Source organism: Desulfosalsimonas sp. (assembly GCF_055149105.1).
Map to the genome: position 1 here is coordinate 24,540 of NZ_JBSRLA010000039.1, position 16,314 is coordinate 40,853.

General features: G+C 55.2%; 13 protein-coding genes. 3 read left to right on the forward strand and 10 right to left on the reverse strand.

Translation table 11 applies throughout. The features are described 5' to 3' along the window. Positions 1-23: 23 nt before the first annotated feature. The 4 genes from ACTCIA_RS10450 to ACTCIA_RS10465 form a co-directional block, all read right to left on the reverse strand. Positions 24-827 carry a 2-amino-3,7-dideoxy-D-threo-hept-6-ulosonate synthase gene (locus ACTCIA_RS10450; protein ID WP_463001760.1) on the reverse strand — a complete coding sequence of 268 codons (804 nt, stop codon included), beginning with the start codon at positions 825-827 and terminating at the stop codon, positions 24-26. A gap of 674 nt (positions 828-1,501) precedes the next feature. Beyond that, complete coding sequence (locus tag ACTCIA_RS10455; RefSeq protein ID WP_463001761.1) at positions 1,502-1,999, reverse strand: bifunctional nuclease family protein; 498 nt, start codon at positions 1,997-1,999, stop codon at positions 1,502-1,504. Beyond that, positions 1,989-3,473 carry a tRNA (N6-isopentenyl adenosine(37)-C2)-methylthiotransferase MiaB gene (gene miaB / locus ACTCIA_RS10460; protein ID WP_463001762.1) on the reverse strand — a complete coding sequence of 495 codons (1,485 nt, stop codon included), beginning with the start codon at positions 3,471-3,473 and terminating at the stop codon, positions 1,989-1,991. Before miaB ends, ACTCIA_RS10455 begins: the two co-directional genes overlap by 11 nt. Before the next feature lie 7 nt (positions 3,474-3,480). Then, positions 3,481-3,732, reverse strand: a complete 252-nt coding sequence (locus ACTCIA_RS10465) for a DUF4911 domain-containing protein (RefSeq protein WP_463001763.1) — start codon at positions 3,730-3,732, stop codon at positions 3,481-3,483. 68 nt (positions 3,733-3,800) lie between these two features. Here ACTCIA_RS10465 and recJ point away from each other — a divergent pair, with 68 nt between their 5' ends. The 3 genes from recJ to ACTCIA_RS10480 all read left to right on the forward strand — a co-directional run bounded on the left by recJ (position 3,801) and on the right by ACTCIA_RS10480 (position 7,092). Beyond that, complete coding sequence (gene recJ, locus ACTCIA_RS10470; RefSeq protein WP_463001764.1) at positions 3,801-5,540, forward strand: single-stranded-DNA-specific exonuclease RecJ; 1,740 nt, start codon at positions 3,801-3,803, stop codon at positions 5,538-5,540. A gap of 83 nt (positions 5,541-5,623) precedes the next feature. Continuing rightward, positions 5,624-6,049 (forward strand): hypothetical protein, encoded by a 426-nt coding sequence (locus tag ACTCIA_RS10475; RefSeq protein ID WP_463001765.1) that lies wholly within the window; start codon positions 5,624-5,626, stop codon positions 6,047-6,049. Further along, complete coding sequence (locus ACTCIA_RS10480) at positions 6,049-7,092, forward strand: ribonuclease Z (RefSeq protein WP_463001766.1); 1,044 nt, start codon at positions 6,049-6,051, stop codon at positions 7,090-7,092. The genes ACTCIA_RS10475 and ACTCIA_RS10480 overlap by 1 nt, the downstream gene beginning before the upstream one ends. On the opposite strand, the gene ACTCIA_RS10485 is transcribed toward ACTCIA_RS10480, so the two are convergent. From ACTCIA_RS10485 to ileS, 6 genes are all read right to left on the reverse strand, one after another. Further along, positions 7,070-7,684 (reverse strand): TetR/AcrR family transcriptional regulator, encoded by a 615-nt coding sequence (locus ACTCIA_RS10485; RefSeq protein WP_463001767.1) that lies wholly within the window; start codon positions 7,682-7,684, stop codon positions 7,070-7,072. The genes ACTCIA_RS10480 and ACTCIA_RS10485 overlap by 23 nt on opposite strands. Positions 7,685-7,968: 284 nt before the next feature. After that, entirely contained in the window at positions 7,969-10,866 is a 2,898-nt protein-coding gene (locus ACTCIA_RS10490; RefSeq protein ID WP_463001768.1) for a DEAD/DEAH box helicase, read from the reverse strand. Further along, on the reverse strand, positions 10,853-12,163 hold the full coding sequence (holA, locus tag ACTCIA_RS10495) for a DNA polymerase III subunit delta (RefSeq protein ID WP_463001769.1): 1,311 nt from the start codon (positions 12,161-12,163) through the stop codon (positions 10,853-10,855). Before holA ends, ACTCIA_RS10490 begins: the two co-directional genes overlap by 14 nt. A 9-nt stretch (positions 12,164-12,172) precedes the next feature. After that, on the reverse strand, positions 12,173-12,937 hold the full coding sequence (gene lgt / locus ACTCIA_RS10500; protein WP_463001770.1) for a prolipoprotein diacylglyceryl transferase: 765 nt from the start codon (positions 12,935-12,937) through the stop codon (positions 12,173-12,175). A 64-nt stretch (positions 12,938-13,001) separates the two neighbouring features. After that, a complete protein-coding gene (lspA, locus tag ACTCIA_RS10505) occupies positions 13,002-13,490 on the reverse strand; it encodes a signal peptidase II (protein ID WP_463001771.1) in 489 nt (162 codons plus the stop codon). Then, positions 13,487-16,300 carry an isoleucine--tRNA ligase gene (gene ileS, locus ACTCIA_RS10510; protein WP_463001772.1) on the reverse strand — a complete coding sequence of 938 codons (2,814 nt, stop codon included), beginning with the start codon at positions 16,298-16,300 and terminating at the stop codon, positions 13,487-13,489. Before ileS ends, lspA begins: the two co-directional genes overlap by 4 nt. Positions 16,301-16,314: the final 14 nt, after the last annotated feature.

The window sequence follows — 16,314 nt, forward strand, 5'->3', positions numbered from 1 at the left end:
CGCCCCCTTTCCAAAAATGATTTCTATGCCTTGCCCAGCACGGCCAAGGCCTGTTCCACGGTGCCGTCATGAAAGATGATGGTTGCCATGGCCTGGATCAGCTTTGCAGGCGATGCGTGCTGAAACACGTTTCTGCCGATGGACACCCCGGCGCCGCCGGCCTCCACGGAGCTTTTCACCATTTCCAGGATATCGCGGTCAGAATCCATTTTCGCGCCCCCGGCAATGATTACCGGCACGGTGGAACCGTCCACCACTTCGCGAAAAGACTCAGTGGAGCCGGTATACGAGACCTTGACAATATCTGCGCCCATTTCACATCCCACCCGGGCGGCATGTTTGACCACAGAGACGTCGTATTCGTCGCTGATCTTCTCGCCCCGGGGGTAAACCATGGCCAGAAGCGGCAGGCCCCAGGTGCGTGCCTCTGCGGCCACCCGGCCGAAATCGTTTAACATTTCCTTTTCCTGGTGATCACCGATGTTGACATGGATGGACACGGCATCCGCGCCCAGCTTGATGGCCTCTTCCACGCTGCAGACAAGTGTCTTGGAATGGGGAAACGGAGACAGGCTCGTGGAGGCGGACAAATGAACGATCAGGCCGATGTCCGATCCCCCCCGGCGGTGGCCTGCGCCCACAAGCCCCTTGTGCTCAACAATGGCGTTGGCCCCGGCCTCTGCCACTGTGGCCACGGCACTTTTAATGTCCTTGATGCCGTCAATGGGCCCCACCGAGACCCCGTGGTCCATGGGCACGATAATGGTGCGGCCTGAATTTCTGTCCATGATGCGTTCCATGCGGATTTGCTTGCCGATAATTGTCATGACTGGGTCCTCCTTTGTAAAAAAATGATAAATTTTTGTCCGGCCGGCAGATGCACCGGAAAACAAAAAAAGGCCGTGAAGGAATGTCTTCCCCACGGCCTTTTTGCACAAAAAAAGCCGCGGGCAGTTTCGGGTCTGCCCGCGGCTTTTAAACGATTTTTTTATTCAAACTCGCATCAGCGCGCTGCCGGCAGACCCGTGGCGTAAAAATAAAAATAATAGCCGTAATAAAACCAGGTGCTGCCGGTGTATGTGTCTGCCATGCGAATTTCTTTCTATGGTTTCAATTCATGATGGCACCGTAAAAAGTTCAATATCTGCGTTACGCGCAATTTCTCAGAATTTCACGTACGGATAAGTACGCTGCATTCTTCGAAATTGCGCAAGCCTTGATCTTGAACTGTTTACGGTCAATTCATAAAAATGCTGTGCCTGCGGGGAAACAATCTTTCTGATTCAGACCCCATTGTCAAGCATTTTTTTTAATGGTGCCGCAAAAAGTTCAATATCTGCGCTATGCGCAATTGTCCAGAATTTCAAGTACGGATAACCACCCTGCATTCTTCGAAATTGCCCAAGCCTTGATCTTGAACTTTTTGCGGCACCATCTATAATCAGACTTTTTCCGGTGCCATCAACTTTGAACCTTGAACTTTGAACCTTGAACTTTTTCATCAGACCTTGTATTTGCCGAAATCCTCCGGCGACAGATTCTGCAGATATTCCGCCCATTTCTGGCCCTGATCACTGTGATCGGCCACCTCGTATTCACCGTTTTTCACCTTGAGCTGCTGCACCACCGTATCATCCACGTAAATGTCGGCTTTCAGGCGCAGGGCCAGGGCAATGGCGTCGCTGGGCCGGGCATCCACCACAAATTCACCGTCCTTTGCGTTGCACAGGATTTTGGCGTAAAAGGTGTTTTCCCGCAAATCGCAGACCTCGATGCGGGGCACACTGACACCGGCCTGCTCGATGAAGTTGCGGAACAAATCATGGGTCATGGGCCGGTCAAATTCAATGTTCTGCAGCACAGAAGCGATTGCTGCGGCCTCCATCAACCCGATCCAGATGGGTACGGAAAACTCTTCATCCTTTGAGTTCAATATCAGTATCGGCGCGTTGGAGGACGGGTCAACGGCCAGTCCCGCCACTGTCATTTCATGCAGCATGGGTTTTTCCTCCCTTGGTTATGGCACCCGCCACCGGCGCCTCAGGCATTGGCATGGCCCCCTTCAACGAATTGGCGCACGCCCTTTCAATGACCACATCAACCAGGCTTCCCGCCAGTTTTTCCGGGCTGCCGTGCCGCAGGTCAACGCTGAAATTCACAATCCGATTTTCAGATGTGCGCCCCGACATTTCAATGTCATGGTCCGTGCCTTGTAAATCCATCTGCCGGCTTCGCTTGCTGAAACCCTCAACCAGAACTTTGGCGGTCTGTCCGACAAGGCCTGCATAGATTCTGCGGGTGATCTGCGCCTGGCAGTCCAGCAGGTGCCGCAGGCGATGATGCTTTTGTTCATCATCAACCTTGGGGGAAAACCGCCGGGCCGGTGCCAGGGACCGGTCTGAATATTCAAAGGCAAACAAAGTGTCAAATTCAACTTGTTTGAGCAGATCCAGGGTCATTTCAAAATCATCTTCCGTCTCACCGGGAAAACCAACGATAAAATCGCTTGTCACTGCGATATCCGGGCGAACCGAACGGAGTTTTTCCACCCGTTCCAGATACATCTCCCGGGTGTATTTGCGGTTCATGCGTTTTAACACTGCATTTGCCCCTGACTGCACAGGAAGATGGATATGGTTGCACAGCTTGTCAAGCCGGGAAAATGCGGCCACGAGTTCATCAGACAGATCTTTGGGATGGGAGGTCACAAACCGGATGCGCTCCAGGCCGCTGATCTCGCTGACCCGGTCGAGCAGTTCGGCAAATGTGCACAGCCCCTCTTTCTTGCCGTAGGAATTGACGTTCTGTCCCAGCAGGGTGATCTCCCGGGCGCCGGCATCCACGCAGGCGCGCACCTCGGCGATGATGTCTTCGGGCCGGCGGCTGGTTTCCCGCCCGCGAACATGGGGTACCACGCAATAGGCGCAGAAATTGTCACACCCGCGCATAATGGTCACAAACCTGGATATGCCCGACTCCGCCCGGGCCGGGGCGGGGTTGACGGGCTCGGGTTCCGGCTTTTGGGGGATGCGGATTTCCGGCTCAGTGCCTGTCTCGTCTGCGTCCTTTTCCGGCATTTCAACATCCACGATCCGGCCGCCCCCCTGTTCCAGGGCACGCACATGATCGGCCAGCCGATGGATCACCCTTGTGCCGAGAATCAGATCAACACCGTCAAATCTTTTAAAAATTTTTTCACTCTGGTACTGGGCCACGCACCCGGCCACAGCAATGGCCATGTGCGGCCTTCTTCGCTTGATCCCGCAAAGCCGGCCCACAGAGCTCATGACTTTCTGCTCGGCCTTTTCCCGGATGGCGCAGGTGTTGACGATCACCAGATCCGCCTTCCAGGGCGAATCCACAGGCGCATATCCCATTTCCGCCAGGGTTTGCTGCATTTTTTCGGAATCATAGACATTCATCTGGCAGCCCAGGGTCTGGATCATAACGCACTTTGGTTCTTGTTGGGCCATTGCCGGGTTACTCTTGTATTTGTTTTTCATTGATATCTTCCATCCGGCATTGCCGGGCCAGGTCCATTAGGATGCCGGCCACCATGTCCTCGCAGCCCGGGGCCGTGTGCAGGGCCACATGTCCGGTTTTGCCGTTTATGGTTTCAAGCACGGCAATGCCTTCATAAGCTTCAAATATAAACTTGAGAAAACAGATATCCCGGCGCTCGACTTTCAATTGCCGGGTTGTGGTGCGGTATATGCCGGGATGCGCTGTCATTTGAGATCAATCATAACACTTGCGTTTTTCACTTTGCAATATAAAACCGGGTGCGTTATACCGGCGGCATGGAAAAGAAATGGGTCATTGCACAACCCGACCAGCGCCTGGTCGGCCGGCTCTGCCGGCAGCTCGGGTGCCACCCGGTGACCGCCGCGGTGCTGGTCAACCGAAAAATGGATTCGGATGAAAAAGCCGCGCGGTTTTTAAACCCTTCCCTTGCCGACATTGAATCTTTGTTTGCCTTAAAGGACCTGGATACGGCGGTTTTGCGACTTGCGGAGGCCGTTTGTGAAAACCAGCGCATCCTGGTATTCGGTGATTATGACGTGGACGGCATTACCGCCACCACCATCATGGTGGATTTTCTGGGCCGGGCCGGCGCGGACGTGCATTTTCACATCCCCCACAGAATCGACGAGGGATACGGGTTAAAGCCGGAACACATCGACGAGGTGGCCGTGCCTTTGGGCGCGGAGCTGATCGTGACCGTGGACTGCGGCTCTGCAAGCCGGCCGGCCGTGGCCCGGGCCGGACAGGCCGGAATTGAGGTCATTGTCACGGACCATCATGACATTGACGACATCCCCCCGGCATGTGCGGTGGTCAACCCCAAAAGAGCCGACTGTGATGCCGGCCTGGCGCACCTGGCCGGGGTGGGCGTGGCCTTTGCCCTTCTGCTGGGGCTTCGCAGGCATCTGCGCGAAAAGGGTTTTTTCAAAACAATCCCTGAACCGAATTTAAAAGAAATCTGTGATCTGGTAGCCCTTGGCACCATTGCCGACATCGTGCCCCTGATCCATGAAAACCGGATTATCACAAAAATCGGTCTGCAAAGCCTCAACAACAGCCCGCGTCCCGGCATCCGGGCCCTTGCGGAGGTCTGCGGCATCACAAAGCCCGCCCTGGAAACCGAGGATCTGGCATTTCGCCTGGGCCCGCGCTTAAATGCCGCCGGCCGCATGGAACACGCCAGCATTGCCGTGGAACTGTTGACAACAGATGATATAGAAAAGGCCGGCTCTCTTGCCAAACACGTCCATGACCTAAACACCCAGCGCCAAAATGTCGAGGCCCGGATTCTTCGCCGCATTGAAATGTATCTGGAACAGTCGCCGCAAATCCTTGAGCAAAAGGCCCTGGTTCTGGCCGATGCAGACTGGCATCCCGGTGTGCTCGGCATTGTGGCCTCACGGCTGGCAGACAAGTATTGCCGGCCAGTTGTGCTGTTTGCCGCAGGTGCGGACATGTTGAAGGGATCAGCCAGAAGCCGGCCCGGCATTGACTTATACGAGCATCTGTCCGCGTGTTCCGGGTATCTGGAAAACTTTGGCGGCCATGCCATGGCAGCCGGCCTTTCGACCCGGCCCGGTCAGTTTCAGGATTTCTGCACCCAATTTGCCTGCCGGATTCGCGACTGCTGCCCGGAATCGGCATTTGCCGCCCAACTGCCGTTGGACTGTGAGATCTCCTTTGATGCCCTCACCGAAACCCTTGCAGATGAGCTGGCCGGCCTGGAACCTTTTGGGGAGCAGAACCCGGAGCCGGTGTTTGCAGCAAAAGATGTGGAAGTGGTTTTCTCAAAGATCATTGGCGGCCGGCACCTGCGGCTGATGCTGCGTCAGCCAGAATCCAGGGGAAAAAAGACGTTGCCTGCGGTGTGGTTTAACATCGATACGCAGCAGTCCCTTCCCCGGCATCTGAAATGGATCGCCTTCCGCCTTCGCTGGAATTATTACAACGGCAAAAAGGATCTGCAGCTGATCATCGAGGAAACCGCTGAAACTCCGCAAATCGCCAACTCCTGAGTTTTTTCTTGAAATCCAACGGGTATGGCTTTATGATGCAAATCTATTGTTTTTTCAAAACCTCATAAAAAAGGGAATCGGTTATGTCCAAACGATTTCGACCGGAGAACAGCGGGGAGTCGCGCCTGATTTCCCGCATTGAGACATCCAAGGAATACGAGCGGCGCCGGGCCATCCACGCCGTGGGGGAAGTGGTCGGGGCCCTTGCCAATGCCATTTCCGCAAAGCTTCTGGAAAACCGTCTGGTGGAAACCAACAACGCCCATGCGGTTCGCGAGCAGACAGAACACTGCCTGGAAAGGCTTTCGCGCGCAGATGACTTTGACATCGACTTCCAGATCGCTCCCATGCGCAACCTGGTGGCCAACCCCCACGTGGTAACCCTCTACATCACGGCCTTTGTAATCGAGCAGCTCATCAAGCACCCGGATATCATTGACATCTACGGCTCTGATGAAGAGATCTATGCCTGCATCCACCGCCAGGTGGTCCGCTACCTCATGACCTGATGCCGCCGCTGTTCAATCCCCGCCTGGTAAATGATCCGGCCGGAGACCCGGGTCTGTTTGTTCCGTTTTTTTATGAAAAACGGGCCCTGCTCATTGACGCAGGAGATCTTTCGGCCTTGTCTGCCAGAGATATCCTGAAAATCACCCACGTGTTTATCACCCATACGCACATGGATCATTTTATCGGCTTTGACCGGATCCTGCGGATCTGCCTGGGCAGAAACAAGGTATTGCACACCTTTGGTCCGGAAGGATTTATCGAAAAAATGGCGGCACGGCTTTCCGCCTACACCTGGAACCTGGTGGAAAACTACCAGAACCCGCTTCGGATCACCGCAACCGAGATCCGCAGAAATGAACTGGTCTCCTGCATCTTTGACTGCAGCAACCGTTTTGTCCCGCAAAATTACGCCACCCGGCGCCTTCAATCCCGGACAATTCACACTGAAGCGGCGTTTTCCGTGGATGCGGCCATTTTGGATCATGATATTGAATGCATTGGATATGCGATAAAGGAACGGTTCAGCGTCAACATCCGCAAAGATATACTGCAGGAAATGGGATTTGTGCCCGGCCCCTGGCTTTATGCGTTCAAGCAGACCTTGTATGCCGAATCCGACCCGGAAAGCCTGTTTGAAATCCCCCGGCAATACGCGCCAAAGAATGCACAAACCCGATTTTCCCTTAGGGAGTTGACAGACCGGCTGGCCGTGGTCACAAAAGGACACAAGATCGCCTATATTACCGATGCTGCAGGCCATGAACAAAACACGGAAAAAATGATTTCTCTGGCCAGGGATGCGGATCACTTGTTTGTTGAAGCCGCCTTTTTGGATGAAGACCGCGACCTTGCCCGGCGTAAAAAACATCTCACCGCGGCTGCGGCGGGCCGGATTGCCGCCCGGGCCGGGGCGAGGCGGTTTACCCTGTTTCACTTTTCCCCGCGCTACTCAGGAAACCGGGACCGGGTCGATCAGGAGGCCCAAAAGGCCTGGAAAAATGCCGGAACCGAATATGCTTTCACTCGGTTTCCATCTCGTTGAACTCCCCCTGATGCAAGATCATCAGCGCCAGGCGGTGAATGGCCTTTCGTTTTTCTTCAGCAGTGCGGCCCGGATAGTTTCTGTAGGTCAGCACCACACCGGCCATGGACGCAAAGAAAGCCTGGGCGTTTAAGCGAAACTGGTCCGAGCCCTCGGTCTGCTCCACCACCTTGGAAAACATCTTGAGAAAGTAGCGCTGGACACTGTTGAACTTTTTCAACGCCTGGGGGTTTAACTCCCCGCGGATCATGAAATGGACCATCATTTGGAAAGTGGCCTCGTTTTCAACCAGATAATCCACCACGGCAATGGCCAGTTCCTCCATGTTGCCGCCGTTTTCCACGCGATCCCTGAGCCGTTTTTCAATATTGTTGATGTCCCGGATCAGGGCTTCCACGAACAGATCATCCCGGCTCGGGAAATAGCGGTATATGGAGGCTGCCGAAACCCCGGCCTTTAATGCGATATCGCGCATTCCGATTTCATGAAAGGACTTTTCCTCAAACAACTCCATTGCCGCTTCAATAATCAGACGCTTGCGGACTTCCCTTTCATCCTCTCGTAATTGCTCAAATGTTGATTTTTCGGGCATTTTTAACTTCCTTGGAATCTATCAGATAACCGATTTGAACAAAAAATCCTGTTTTTTAGATTATCATAGTTTGTTTATCTAAACAACGTTTTTTGCATTTCTTTTTACTGGTTGGAAATGGATCCGGCTGTTTTTCTTGAACCGGGTGCCGGAAATATGGATATACAGACATTTCAGCCCGTTCGATACCCGGCTAAAAAATAGCCAGCAAAAACCATAAGCAAACAACTATATCACAAACTTAAAAATTTGCAACAGGAAGTTGGCGGAAAAAGAATGGGTTTTTACCAGTTTACCGGAAGGCGGACGCGGTTGCCGGCCTTGTTTTCAAACAATAGATAGCCGTTTTGGCGGCCGAACAAAAACAGGTCCCGGGTGATTTCCACATCCTTTTTGCAGTATGCGATGATCTCATCTACCCGGCCCTGCTTCCACCAGATTAAGGCCTGCAGGCCGTCTCCGTTTTTCTGCGCCCCCAGGCTGACCCGGGCCAGATGATCCAGCGACAGGCGGTAGCCCAGTCGGGTGTGGACGTCTTCAAGGATGTCAAGGGTGGGGATTTGATGCCAGGAAAAAGTCACATAACCGGAGAGCACAAGATAATCAAAACGCTTGATGTTAAAGCCCACCACCAGGTCCAGGCTGGTGATATGATCCATGAGTGCCGCGATTTCATTGTCACGGTAGACCGCAAAATCATCCTTTTGGGCGTCATAAAGCACTGCGCAGCTAACGCCCATTTTGCCCGCCCGGGACCACCCGCCGACTTCTTCGGCGCTTTTCTGGGTTTCAATATCCAAAACGCCGTAGCGGCGGATCTTGGCGTAAACCGATTGCGGGGCTTTGGACCGACCGGAATCCGTGGTTATGACAGGGCCTGGAACCGCCTGCTCTCCGCCTTGATTGGAATTTTGCATTGACTTTTTCTCCATGAGGCTTTCAATGATGAATTGCGCCGCATCCTTGTCAATGGGGCGGTTTCCTGATCCGCACTTGGGCGAATGCACGCATGCCGGACACCCGGATTCACATTCGCAGTCTGAAATGGCTTTTAGCGTCTGTGTCATTAAATCCCCGGCACGGGCCCAGGCGCTTTTGCACAGGCCAATGCCGCCGGGAAAGGCATCATAGACAAACACGGCCGCACTCTGCACCTGAGAATGAAACGGGGTGGAAATACCGGCCAGATCGTCGCGGTCACACAGCACCAGAAGCGGACATATGCCGATGGCCGCATGTTCCAGTGCGTGAATGCCGCCCATGAAATGCATTTCCGCGTTTTCAGTTTTTTCCTGGACTCCCGTTGGAATGGCAATCCAAAGCCCCTCTGTTTCAAACACCTGGGGCGGAAGATCCAGGGCCATGATATTGATCCGTTTCTGGTCCCGGATCTGCCGGCGCTCATAGCCGGTGACCTGGTCTGTGACCCGCAGCCGGCCAAAGCCCACCCAGGTGGAACCCAGGGATTTGCGGCTGTATTCCTCCAGGATTTCGGTCTGCTTGCTTGCCTGTACCCGGGTGTAGTAGTTGGGGTTGGCCCGGGACACCGTGACGGTTTTTGTTTCCGGGTCCAGACGGTCCACCCGGAAGCTGGTTCCCATGTGCAGGTACACGGCCCCGGGATGGGTTTCCCGAAAAGCCCGGAAGCCGTCCACTTCGCCCATGTTTTCCCCGGTTTTACCGTCAATGATGTTATACCGGCTGCCTGATCCCCGCAGGTCAATGTGGCGATGGGGCTGTTTGCGGGCCGCGTAATACAGCCCCCCGGCCTCGGAGCGCAGCAGATGTCCCTTTTGCACAAGGCGGGCAAGGCTGTCTTTCACCCGGGTTTCGGGAAACACCGGATCATCTGCGGCCAGGGGCTTTTCAGCAGCAGCGCACACCAGATGCTTTTCCAGCAGGTCGGCGTTGTCCGGGTTGACCATGGCCGACTCCGGGGCCATGTTGACCACGTCTGCGGCATGGCGCATGATGTACTGATCCAGGGCGTCTTCTCCGGCGATCATGACAATGGCCGCATCCCGGCCGGATCTGCCCACCCGGCCCCCGCGCTGGCGGGTGGCCATGACGGTTCCGGGATAGCCCACGAGAATACACAAATCCAGATCACCGATATCGATTCCCAGTTCCAGCGCGCTTGTGGAAATCACGGCCAAAAGCTCGCCCGTGACCAGTTTCTGCTCGATTTCCCGGCGCTCCTCGGGCAGAAATCCGGCCCTGTAGGCGCTGATCCGGCCGGCATAAGCCCCTTTCTGACTTCCGGCCCACAGGGAGATCAGCTCTGTCATTTTTCTGGACTGGCAGTAGACAATTGTGCGGAGCTGCCTGTGCAGGGCGGCCTTGAGCAGCAGAATCGCGGTTCTCGCAGGACTGTCCACGGGATTGATAAACACCAGGTGCCGTTTTCCCTCAGGCGCGCCGGCCTGGTCCACGGACTTTACATTCAGGCCGGTTAAGGCAGAGGCCAGATCCCCGGGATTGCCGATGGTCGCAGAGCTGAACACGAACACGGGATCAGCCCCGTATTCCGCGCAGATCCGGCGGAACCGGCGCAGCACCTGGGCCATGTGAGAGCCCAGAATCCCGCGGTAGGTGTGGACCTCGTCGATGACCACAAACTCCAGCCCGGAAAGAAACCCGGCCCATTTCTCGTGATGGGCCAGAAATGTCAAATGCAGCATCTCCGGGTTGGTCATGATCACGTTTGGGGGATTTTCCCGGATTTTCTTGCGCCGCCAGGCCGTGGTATCCCCGTCATAAATGGCTGCAGTGGGTGAAAACCCGGCAAAGCCCCCGCTCATCTCCACAAACGTGCGCAGCTGATCCTGGGCCAGGGCCTTTAACGGAAACAAATACAGGGCCCGGGCCCCGGGGTCCTGCAAAATGCGCTCAATGACCGGAAGGTTATAGATCAGGGTCTTGCCGCTGGCCGTGGGGGTTGCCACCACAACATGGCCGCGGTTGCGGATCATGGAAATGGCTTCGTATTGATGACTGTAAAGGGCGTTTATGCCGACTTGCGCCAGCAGGGCGGAAAGTTCCGGCTCTTTGCCGGAATCGGCGAATCTGGCTTTTTTTTGCGCAAGACGGGTGTGATAAACCACCTGGCTGCCCAGGCGCGCCGATGTTTTCAGCGATTCCACGTATTCATGGATGCCGCCGGATGGACTATAATCTGACATTGGATAAAAAATCGCCGGTGGCTGGACTTGTTTTTTCAGATGTTTCAGACGCAGGGGCAAAAACCGTAAATATCAGGGATTCAATCACGGTCCGGGGCGAGGTTGCCGTGCTTTTCATGGCCAGATCCGCCCGGGCAATGGCGGCAAGGGCCTGGCTTAACTCGTGGCCGGTAAACCGGTCTGCCTGGATAAACACCTGGTAGACCGGGTACGCGTTTTTGGGATTTTTTGCAATGACCATATCTGTGCCGGCCTTATCTTTTCCGGAGCCCGAATCAATTTCAAGATCTTGTCCGGCCTGGACAGCATAGGCGGCAACCGCTTTGTCATGTTCTGTCACCTGGGGCAAAACCCGGGCCTTGAACCGGTCAAAGGACATGGCCGGTTTCCACTCGCTGCCGCCGGGGGTGTCTTCCACAAAGCTTTTGACCGCCAGTATCCGGCGCACCTGGTTGGCGGCAGCGGCCAGAAGCTGCATGGGATGATAACCAGAGGCCAGCAGGGAATCCAGGTAATACAGGGACAGATCCGGCCGGCGTTCAGCCAAAGCCCCGGTAAACAGGTATATGGGATCTTCCCGGGTTTTTTCCAGGACTTCGGCCGCATCCGCGGCTGTAATCCGGGAGCGCTCCGCAGTATACAGGACCAGCTTTTCCAGGTTGTTGACAAAGCTGCGGGGATCAAACCCGGTAAGATCAAAAATGTGCTCAAATGCGGCCGGCTCAAGGTTTTTTTTTCGCGGCCCCAGGGTTTCGGCGGCCAGCTGCCGGAGCACCTGGCGCTGCTCGTCTAAATCCGCCTTGCGGCTGCCTGTGGCCACAGCGCAGTTAATGACCGTGCCTGCAGCGGCAACCGCCTTGTATAGCCGCTTTCGTTTATCCGCCCTGGAAGTGACAATGATCAGGTGGTGATTTTTGGGAAAACCCCTTTCCACGGCCGCCTCGAAAATGGCTGCGTCATTGGAAGCCTGGCCCCCCTGGCCTTTGGTTTCTGTGCCCTGGCCGGCGCCTGTGCCAAACAAAGCCGGGGCTTCATATACCACCACCCGGGGACCGGAAAAAAAGGAAAACGTGCCGACGCTTTCAACCGCCTGGCTGGCGCCCTGCCCTTCTTTGGCATCAAATATCTCCAGGCTTACCTGGCGGGCCTGCTCATCTGGAATCAGCGCTTCGACAAGGGATTGCCTGGCCCGCCGGCACAGGTAGGGCTCCCCGAATATCAGGTAGACCGGAGAAAACCCGTTTTTTTGGCAGGCTTCCAAATGGCGGCCTGTTTGCCTGTGGCTGATTTCACTCATCGGCTCTCTTTATTTGCCTTGTTTTTGCAGCATCCAGATCATCAAAACAAGTGCTGCAGCCGCAGCAGACAATCCCATCACCTGGGATACAGAAAGCACGCCGGCCAGAAACGCGCCCCGGTCATCGCCCCGGAAAATTTCAATAAATGAGCGGGCAATGCCGTAGAACAGGACATAGTACAAAAACAACTGGCCTTCAAAACGCCTTTTGGAGCGAAGCAGCAACAGCAGACCGAATATGGCCAGATTGGCCGCGGCCGAATACAACTGGGTTGGATGTACTGGCGTGTTTAAGGGCGCCAGGGAGTGAGCATCGTGAAATGTCACCGCCCAGGGCAGATCACATTGGCTGCCGTGGCAGCATCCGGCAAAAAAGCAGCCCAGCCGGCCAAAGGCATGACCCAGGGGCACGGCCATGGCGGCAATATCTGCGGTCAGCCCAAACGGCAGGCTGTGGGTGCGGATAAAAATCACAGCCGTCATCAAGGCTGCGACAAACCCGCCGTAAAACACCAGTCCGCCACTCCAGATCTTAAACACCTCCAGGGGATTGGCAATGAAATAATCCCCGTTGATGGCCACGTAAAAAAGCCTGGAGCCCACAATTGCAGCAATGACCAAAAAAAAGCACAGATCCGTGATCCGGTCCGGATCAATCCCCCAGCGCCGGGCCTGGCTGCGGGCAAACACAATTGCGGCCAGTGCGCCTGCAGCGACAAAAAAACCATACGTATAAACGGTCACAGGCCCGATTTCAAACAATACCGGAAACATATTTATCCTTGAGAAAAAACTTTAATTTCTGTATTCTAACATATTGAAATCAAATATTATTTGATTAAAATGTTTTTTTGAAAAATACATGCCAGGCAAAAATGATCATGCCGATGGTAATGGCGCTGTCTGCCACGTTAAAGGCCGGCCAGTGCCAGGTCCGCACATAAACATCGAGAAAATCAATGACCTGGCCGTATCTGAGCCTGTCAATGAGATTGCCCACAGCTCCGGCCAGCACCAGGCTCAGGCCGGCTGCCAGTACCGGCTGCTCCGGCGGGGTTTGAACATAAAGATAAATGATCAAACCCAGGGCCGCCAGTGTGACCAGGATGAAAATCCCTGCCATCCACAGCCCGGCATTGTCTGAAAACAGCCCGAATGCGCCTCCGGGGTTGCGGTAATGCACGATATTGAAAAATCCGGGCACCACTGGGATGCGTTCGTACAAGGGCACCAGGCTGACAACAGCGAATTTGGATGCCTGATCGGCTGCAATCACAAAAGCGGCCAATGCCGCAAACAGCCCGTGTCTTTTTGCCCCGGGATTCAAGAGTTCTCCTGTGCGGCGGATTCGGCCAGGGCCGAGGCGCATCTGCGGCAGATGCCCGGCTGATCCGAATCGTGTCCCACGGTTGGGTCATGGACCCAGCAGCGCTGGCATTTTTCCGCATCAGCGGGCTGAACCCGGATCTTGATGCGCTCCATGGCGGTTTGCTCAAAATCGGCATCCGCCTCTTCCAGAGCCACGAGATCCACAGCAGAGACAATAAAGAAGCCGCGCAGATCCTGTTTGTAGGATGCCAGCAGTTCATAAAGCGTTGAGGCCGCGGCAATGGTCAAGTGCGCATCCAGTGAATGGCCAATGATTTTTTTCGCCCGGGCCGCCTCCATGACCCGGGTGGCCTCCCCGCGGATCTCAAGGAGTTTCTCCCACCGGGCCGCCAGGTCCGCATCCGTGAAATCCGGGCGGATTTCCGGAAACACGGCCAGATGCACACTGGACTGCTTGCCGTGCCAGTCCGGGGCATACGACCAGATCTCCTCTGCTGTAAAGGGCAGCACCGGGGCCATGATCCGGACAAGGGCCGAAAGTGTGTGAAACATCACCGTCTGTGCCGATCGCCGGGCCCGGGATTGGTCCGGGGACGTGTAGAGACGATCTTTTAAAATATCGAGATACACCGAGGACAGATCAATGGTGCAGTAATTGTACAGGGAATGGTAGACCACGTGATAGTCATATTTTTCATAGGCTGCCGTGCATTTGCCCGCCAGATTCTGCAGACGGTGGAGCATGTAGCGGTCCATGTCCGGCATCTGCCCGTAGCCGACCCGGTCTTTTTCCGGATCAAAATCATAGAGGTTGCCCAGCATGAACCGGCAGGTGTTACGAATCCGGCGGTAGGCGTCGCTTAGCTGCTTTAAGATATTGTCCGATATCCGGATATCATCCTTGTAATCCGAGGCCGCCACCCATAGCCGCAGGATCTCCGCCCCGTATTTGTCAATCACCTTTTTGGGGGCAATCACGTTGCCCACGGACTTTGACATCTTTCTGCCCTCCCCGTCGACCACAAACCCGTGGGTGAGAACCGAGCGGTAAGGGGCTTTGTCCTTTAACCCCACTGCTGTGAGAAGAGAGCTGTGAAACCAGCCCCGGTGCTGGTCTGAGCCTTCCAGGTAAAGATCGGCCGGCCAGGTCAGGTTGTCTCTGGCATCCAGGACCGCAGCGTGACTGACCCCGGAGTCAAACCAAACATCTAAGATATCGGTTTCCTTGTCAAACTCCGTGTGCCCGCATTTTTCACAACAAGTGTTTTGCGGCAGAAAATAAGCGGCATCCTCTTGAAACCAGATGTCTGCCCCGTTTTCCAGAAATGCCGCATACACCCGGTCCACCACCTCCCGACTGATCATGAGCTCGCCGCATTGGGCGCAGTAAAAAACGGCAATGGGCACCCCCCAGGAGCGCTGGCGGGATACGCACCAATCCGGCCGGTTGGCGATCATGGAATAAATGCGCTCCCGACCCCAGGCCGGAATCCATTTCACCGTGTCAATGGCTTGCAGGGCTTTTTGCCGCAGGCCGGTGCGGTCCATGGAAATAAACCACTGGGGCGTGGCCCGGAAGATCACCGGTTTTTTGCACCGCCAGCAATGGGGATAAGAATGGGTCATGTTTTGTTTGGCCAAAAGCATTCCATCTGCCCGGAGCCGTTCAATGATGCCGGAATCCGCCTCAAACACGAACTGACCGGAAAACTCCGGGATATCTTCGGTGATCCGGCCGCTGTCATCCACCGGGGAATACGCTTCCAGACCGTAGGAAAGGCCCACCTCATAGTCCTCCCGGCCGTGGCCAGGGGCCGTGTGCACGCAACCGGTGCCGGCTTCCAGCGTCACATGGCCGGCCAAAACAATCAGCGAGGTTTGGTCCATAAACGGGTGCCGGCATTTGCGCTTTTCCAGATCCGCGGGATTGATCTTTGCTATGGTCTGATAATCGGTGATCCCAAATACCTGCATGCAGGTCTCCACCAGGTCCCGGGCCAGGATCAGAACCCCGTTATCGGGTGTTTCCACCGCGCAATAGGCAAAATCCGGGTGAAGGGCCACGGCCAGGTTGGCCGGCAGGGTCCAGGGCGTGGTGGTCCAGATCACCAGGGACACGTCTTTTCCAGCCAGGGCCGGATCGATCTGTGCGGGATCTTCTGCCAGTGGAAACCGGACATAGATGGACGGCGAGGCCTCGTTGGCATACTCGATTTCGGCTTCCGCCAGGGCGGTTTTACATGACGAGCACCAGTAAATGGGCTTTTTGGAGCGAAACAGGCTGCCCTGGAGGGCAAATTCACCGCACTGGCGGGCAATCTCGGCCTCATAGGCATAGCTCATGGTCAGATACGGGTCATCCCACTGGCCCATCACGCCCAGGCGCTTGAATTCGTTTCGCTGGATATCAATGTATTTCTCCGCATATTTGCGGCATTCCTGGCGGATTTCAGCAGCGGACATGTTTTTTTTCTTCGGCCCCAGGGCCTTGTCCACGTTGTGCTCAATGGGCAGGCCGTGGCAGTCCCAGCCGGGCACGTATTCGGCGTTGTAGCCGGTCATCTGCATGGAGCGAACAACAATGTCTTTTAAAATCTTGTTTAAGGCCGTGCCGATATGAATATTGCCGTTGGCATAAGGAGGGCCGTCATGAAGAATAAAAGGCCTGCGGGTAGCCGAATCCTTGCGGATCATGTCATAGAGGTTTAACGCTTCCCATTTTTTGAGCTGTTCCGGTTCCCGGTTGGCCAGGTTGGCCTTCATGGGAAAACCGGTCTTGGGCAGGTTCAGTGTTTTTTTATAATCCATATCAGCCACCTTGT

Coding starts and splice junctions, on each gene's coding strand:
- ACTCIA_RS10450 (WP_463001760.1), bottom strand. CDS start 827: ATGACAATTATCGGCAAGCAAATCCGCATGGAACGCATCATGGACAGA.
- ACTCIA_RS10455 (WP_463001761.1), bottom strand. CDS start 1,999: ATGCTGCATGAAATGACAGTGGCGGGACTGGCCGTTGACCCGTCCTCC.
- miaB (WP_463001762.1), bottom strand. CDS start 3,473: ATGGCCCAACAAGAACCAAAGTGCGTTATGATCCAGACCCTGGGCTGC.
- ACTCIA_RS10465 (WP_463001763.1), bottom strand. CDS start 3,732: ATGACAGCGCATCCCGGCATATACCGCACCACAACCCGGCAATTGAAA.
- recJ (WP_463001764.1), top strand. CDS start 3,801: ATGGAAAAGAAATGGGTCATTGCACAACCCGACCAGCGCCTGGTCGGC.
- ACTCIA_RS10475 (WP_463001765.1), top strand. CDS start 5,624: ATGTCCAAACGATTTCGACCGGAGAACAGCGGGGAGTCGCGCCTGATT.
- ACTCIA_RS10480 (WP_463001766.1), top strand. CDS start 6,049: ATGCCGCCGCTGTTCAATCCCCGCCTGGTAAATGATCCGGCCGGAGAC.
- ACTCIA_RS10485 (WP_463001767.1), bottom strand. CDS start 7,684: ATGCCCGAAAAATCAACATTTGAGCAATTACGAGAGGATGAAAGGGAA.
- ACTCIA_RS10490 (WP_463001768.1), bottom strand. CDS start 10,866: ATGTCAGATTATAGTCCATCCGGCGGCATCCATGAATACGTGGAATCG.
- holA (WP_463001769.1), bottom strand. CDS start 12,163: ATGAGTGAAATCAGCCACAGGCAAACAGGCCGCCATTTGGAAGCCTGC.
- lgt (WP_463001770.1), bottom strand. CDS start 12,937: ATGTTTCCGGTATTGTTTGAAATCGGGCCTGTGACCGTTTATACGTAT.
- ileS (WP_463001772.1), bottom strand. CDS start 16,300: ATGGATTATAAAAAAACACTGAACCTGCCCAAGACCGGTTTTCCCATG.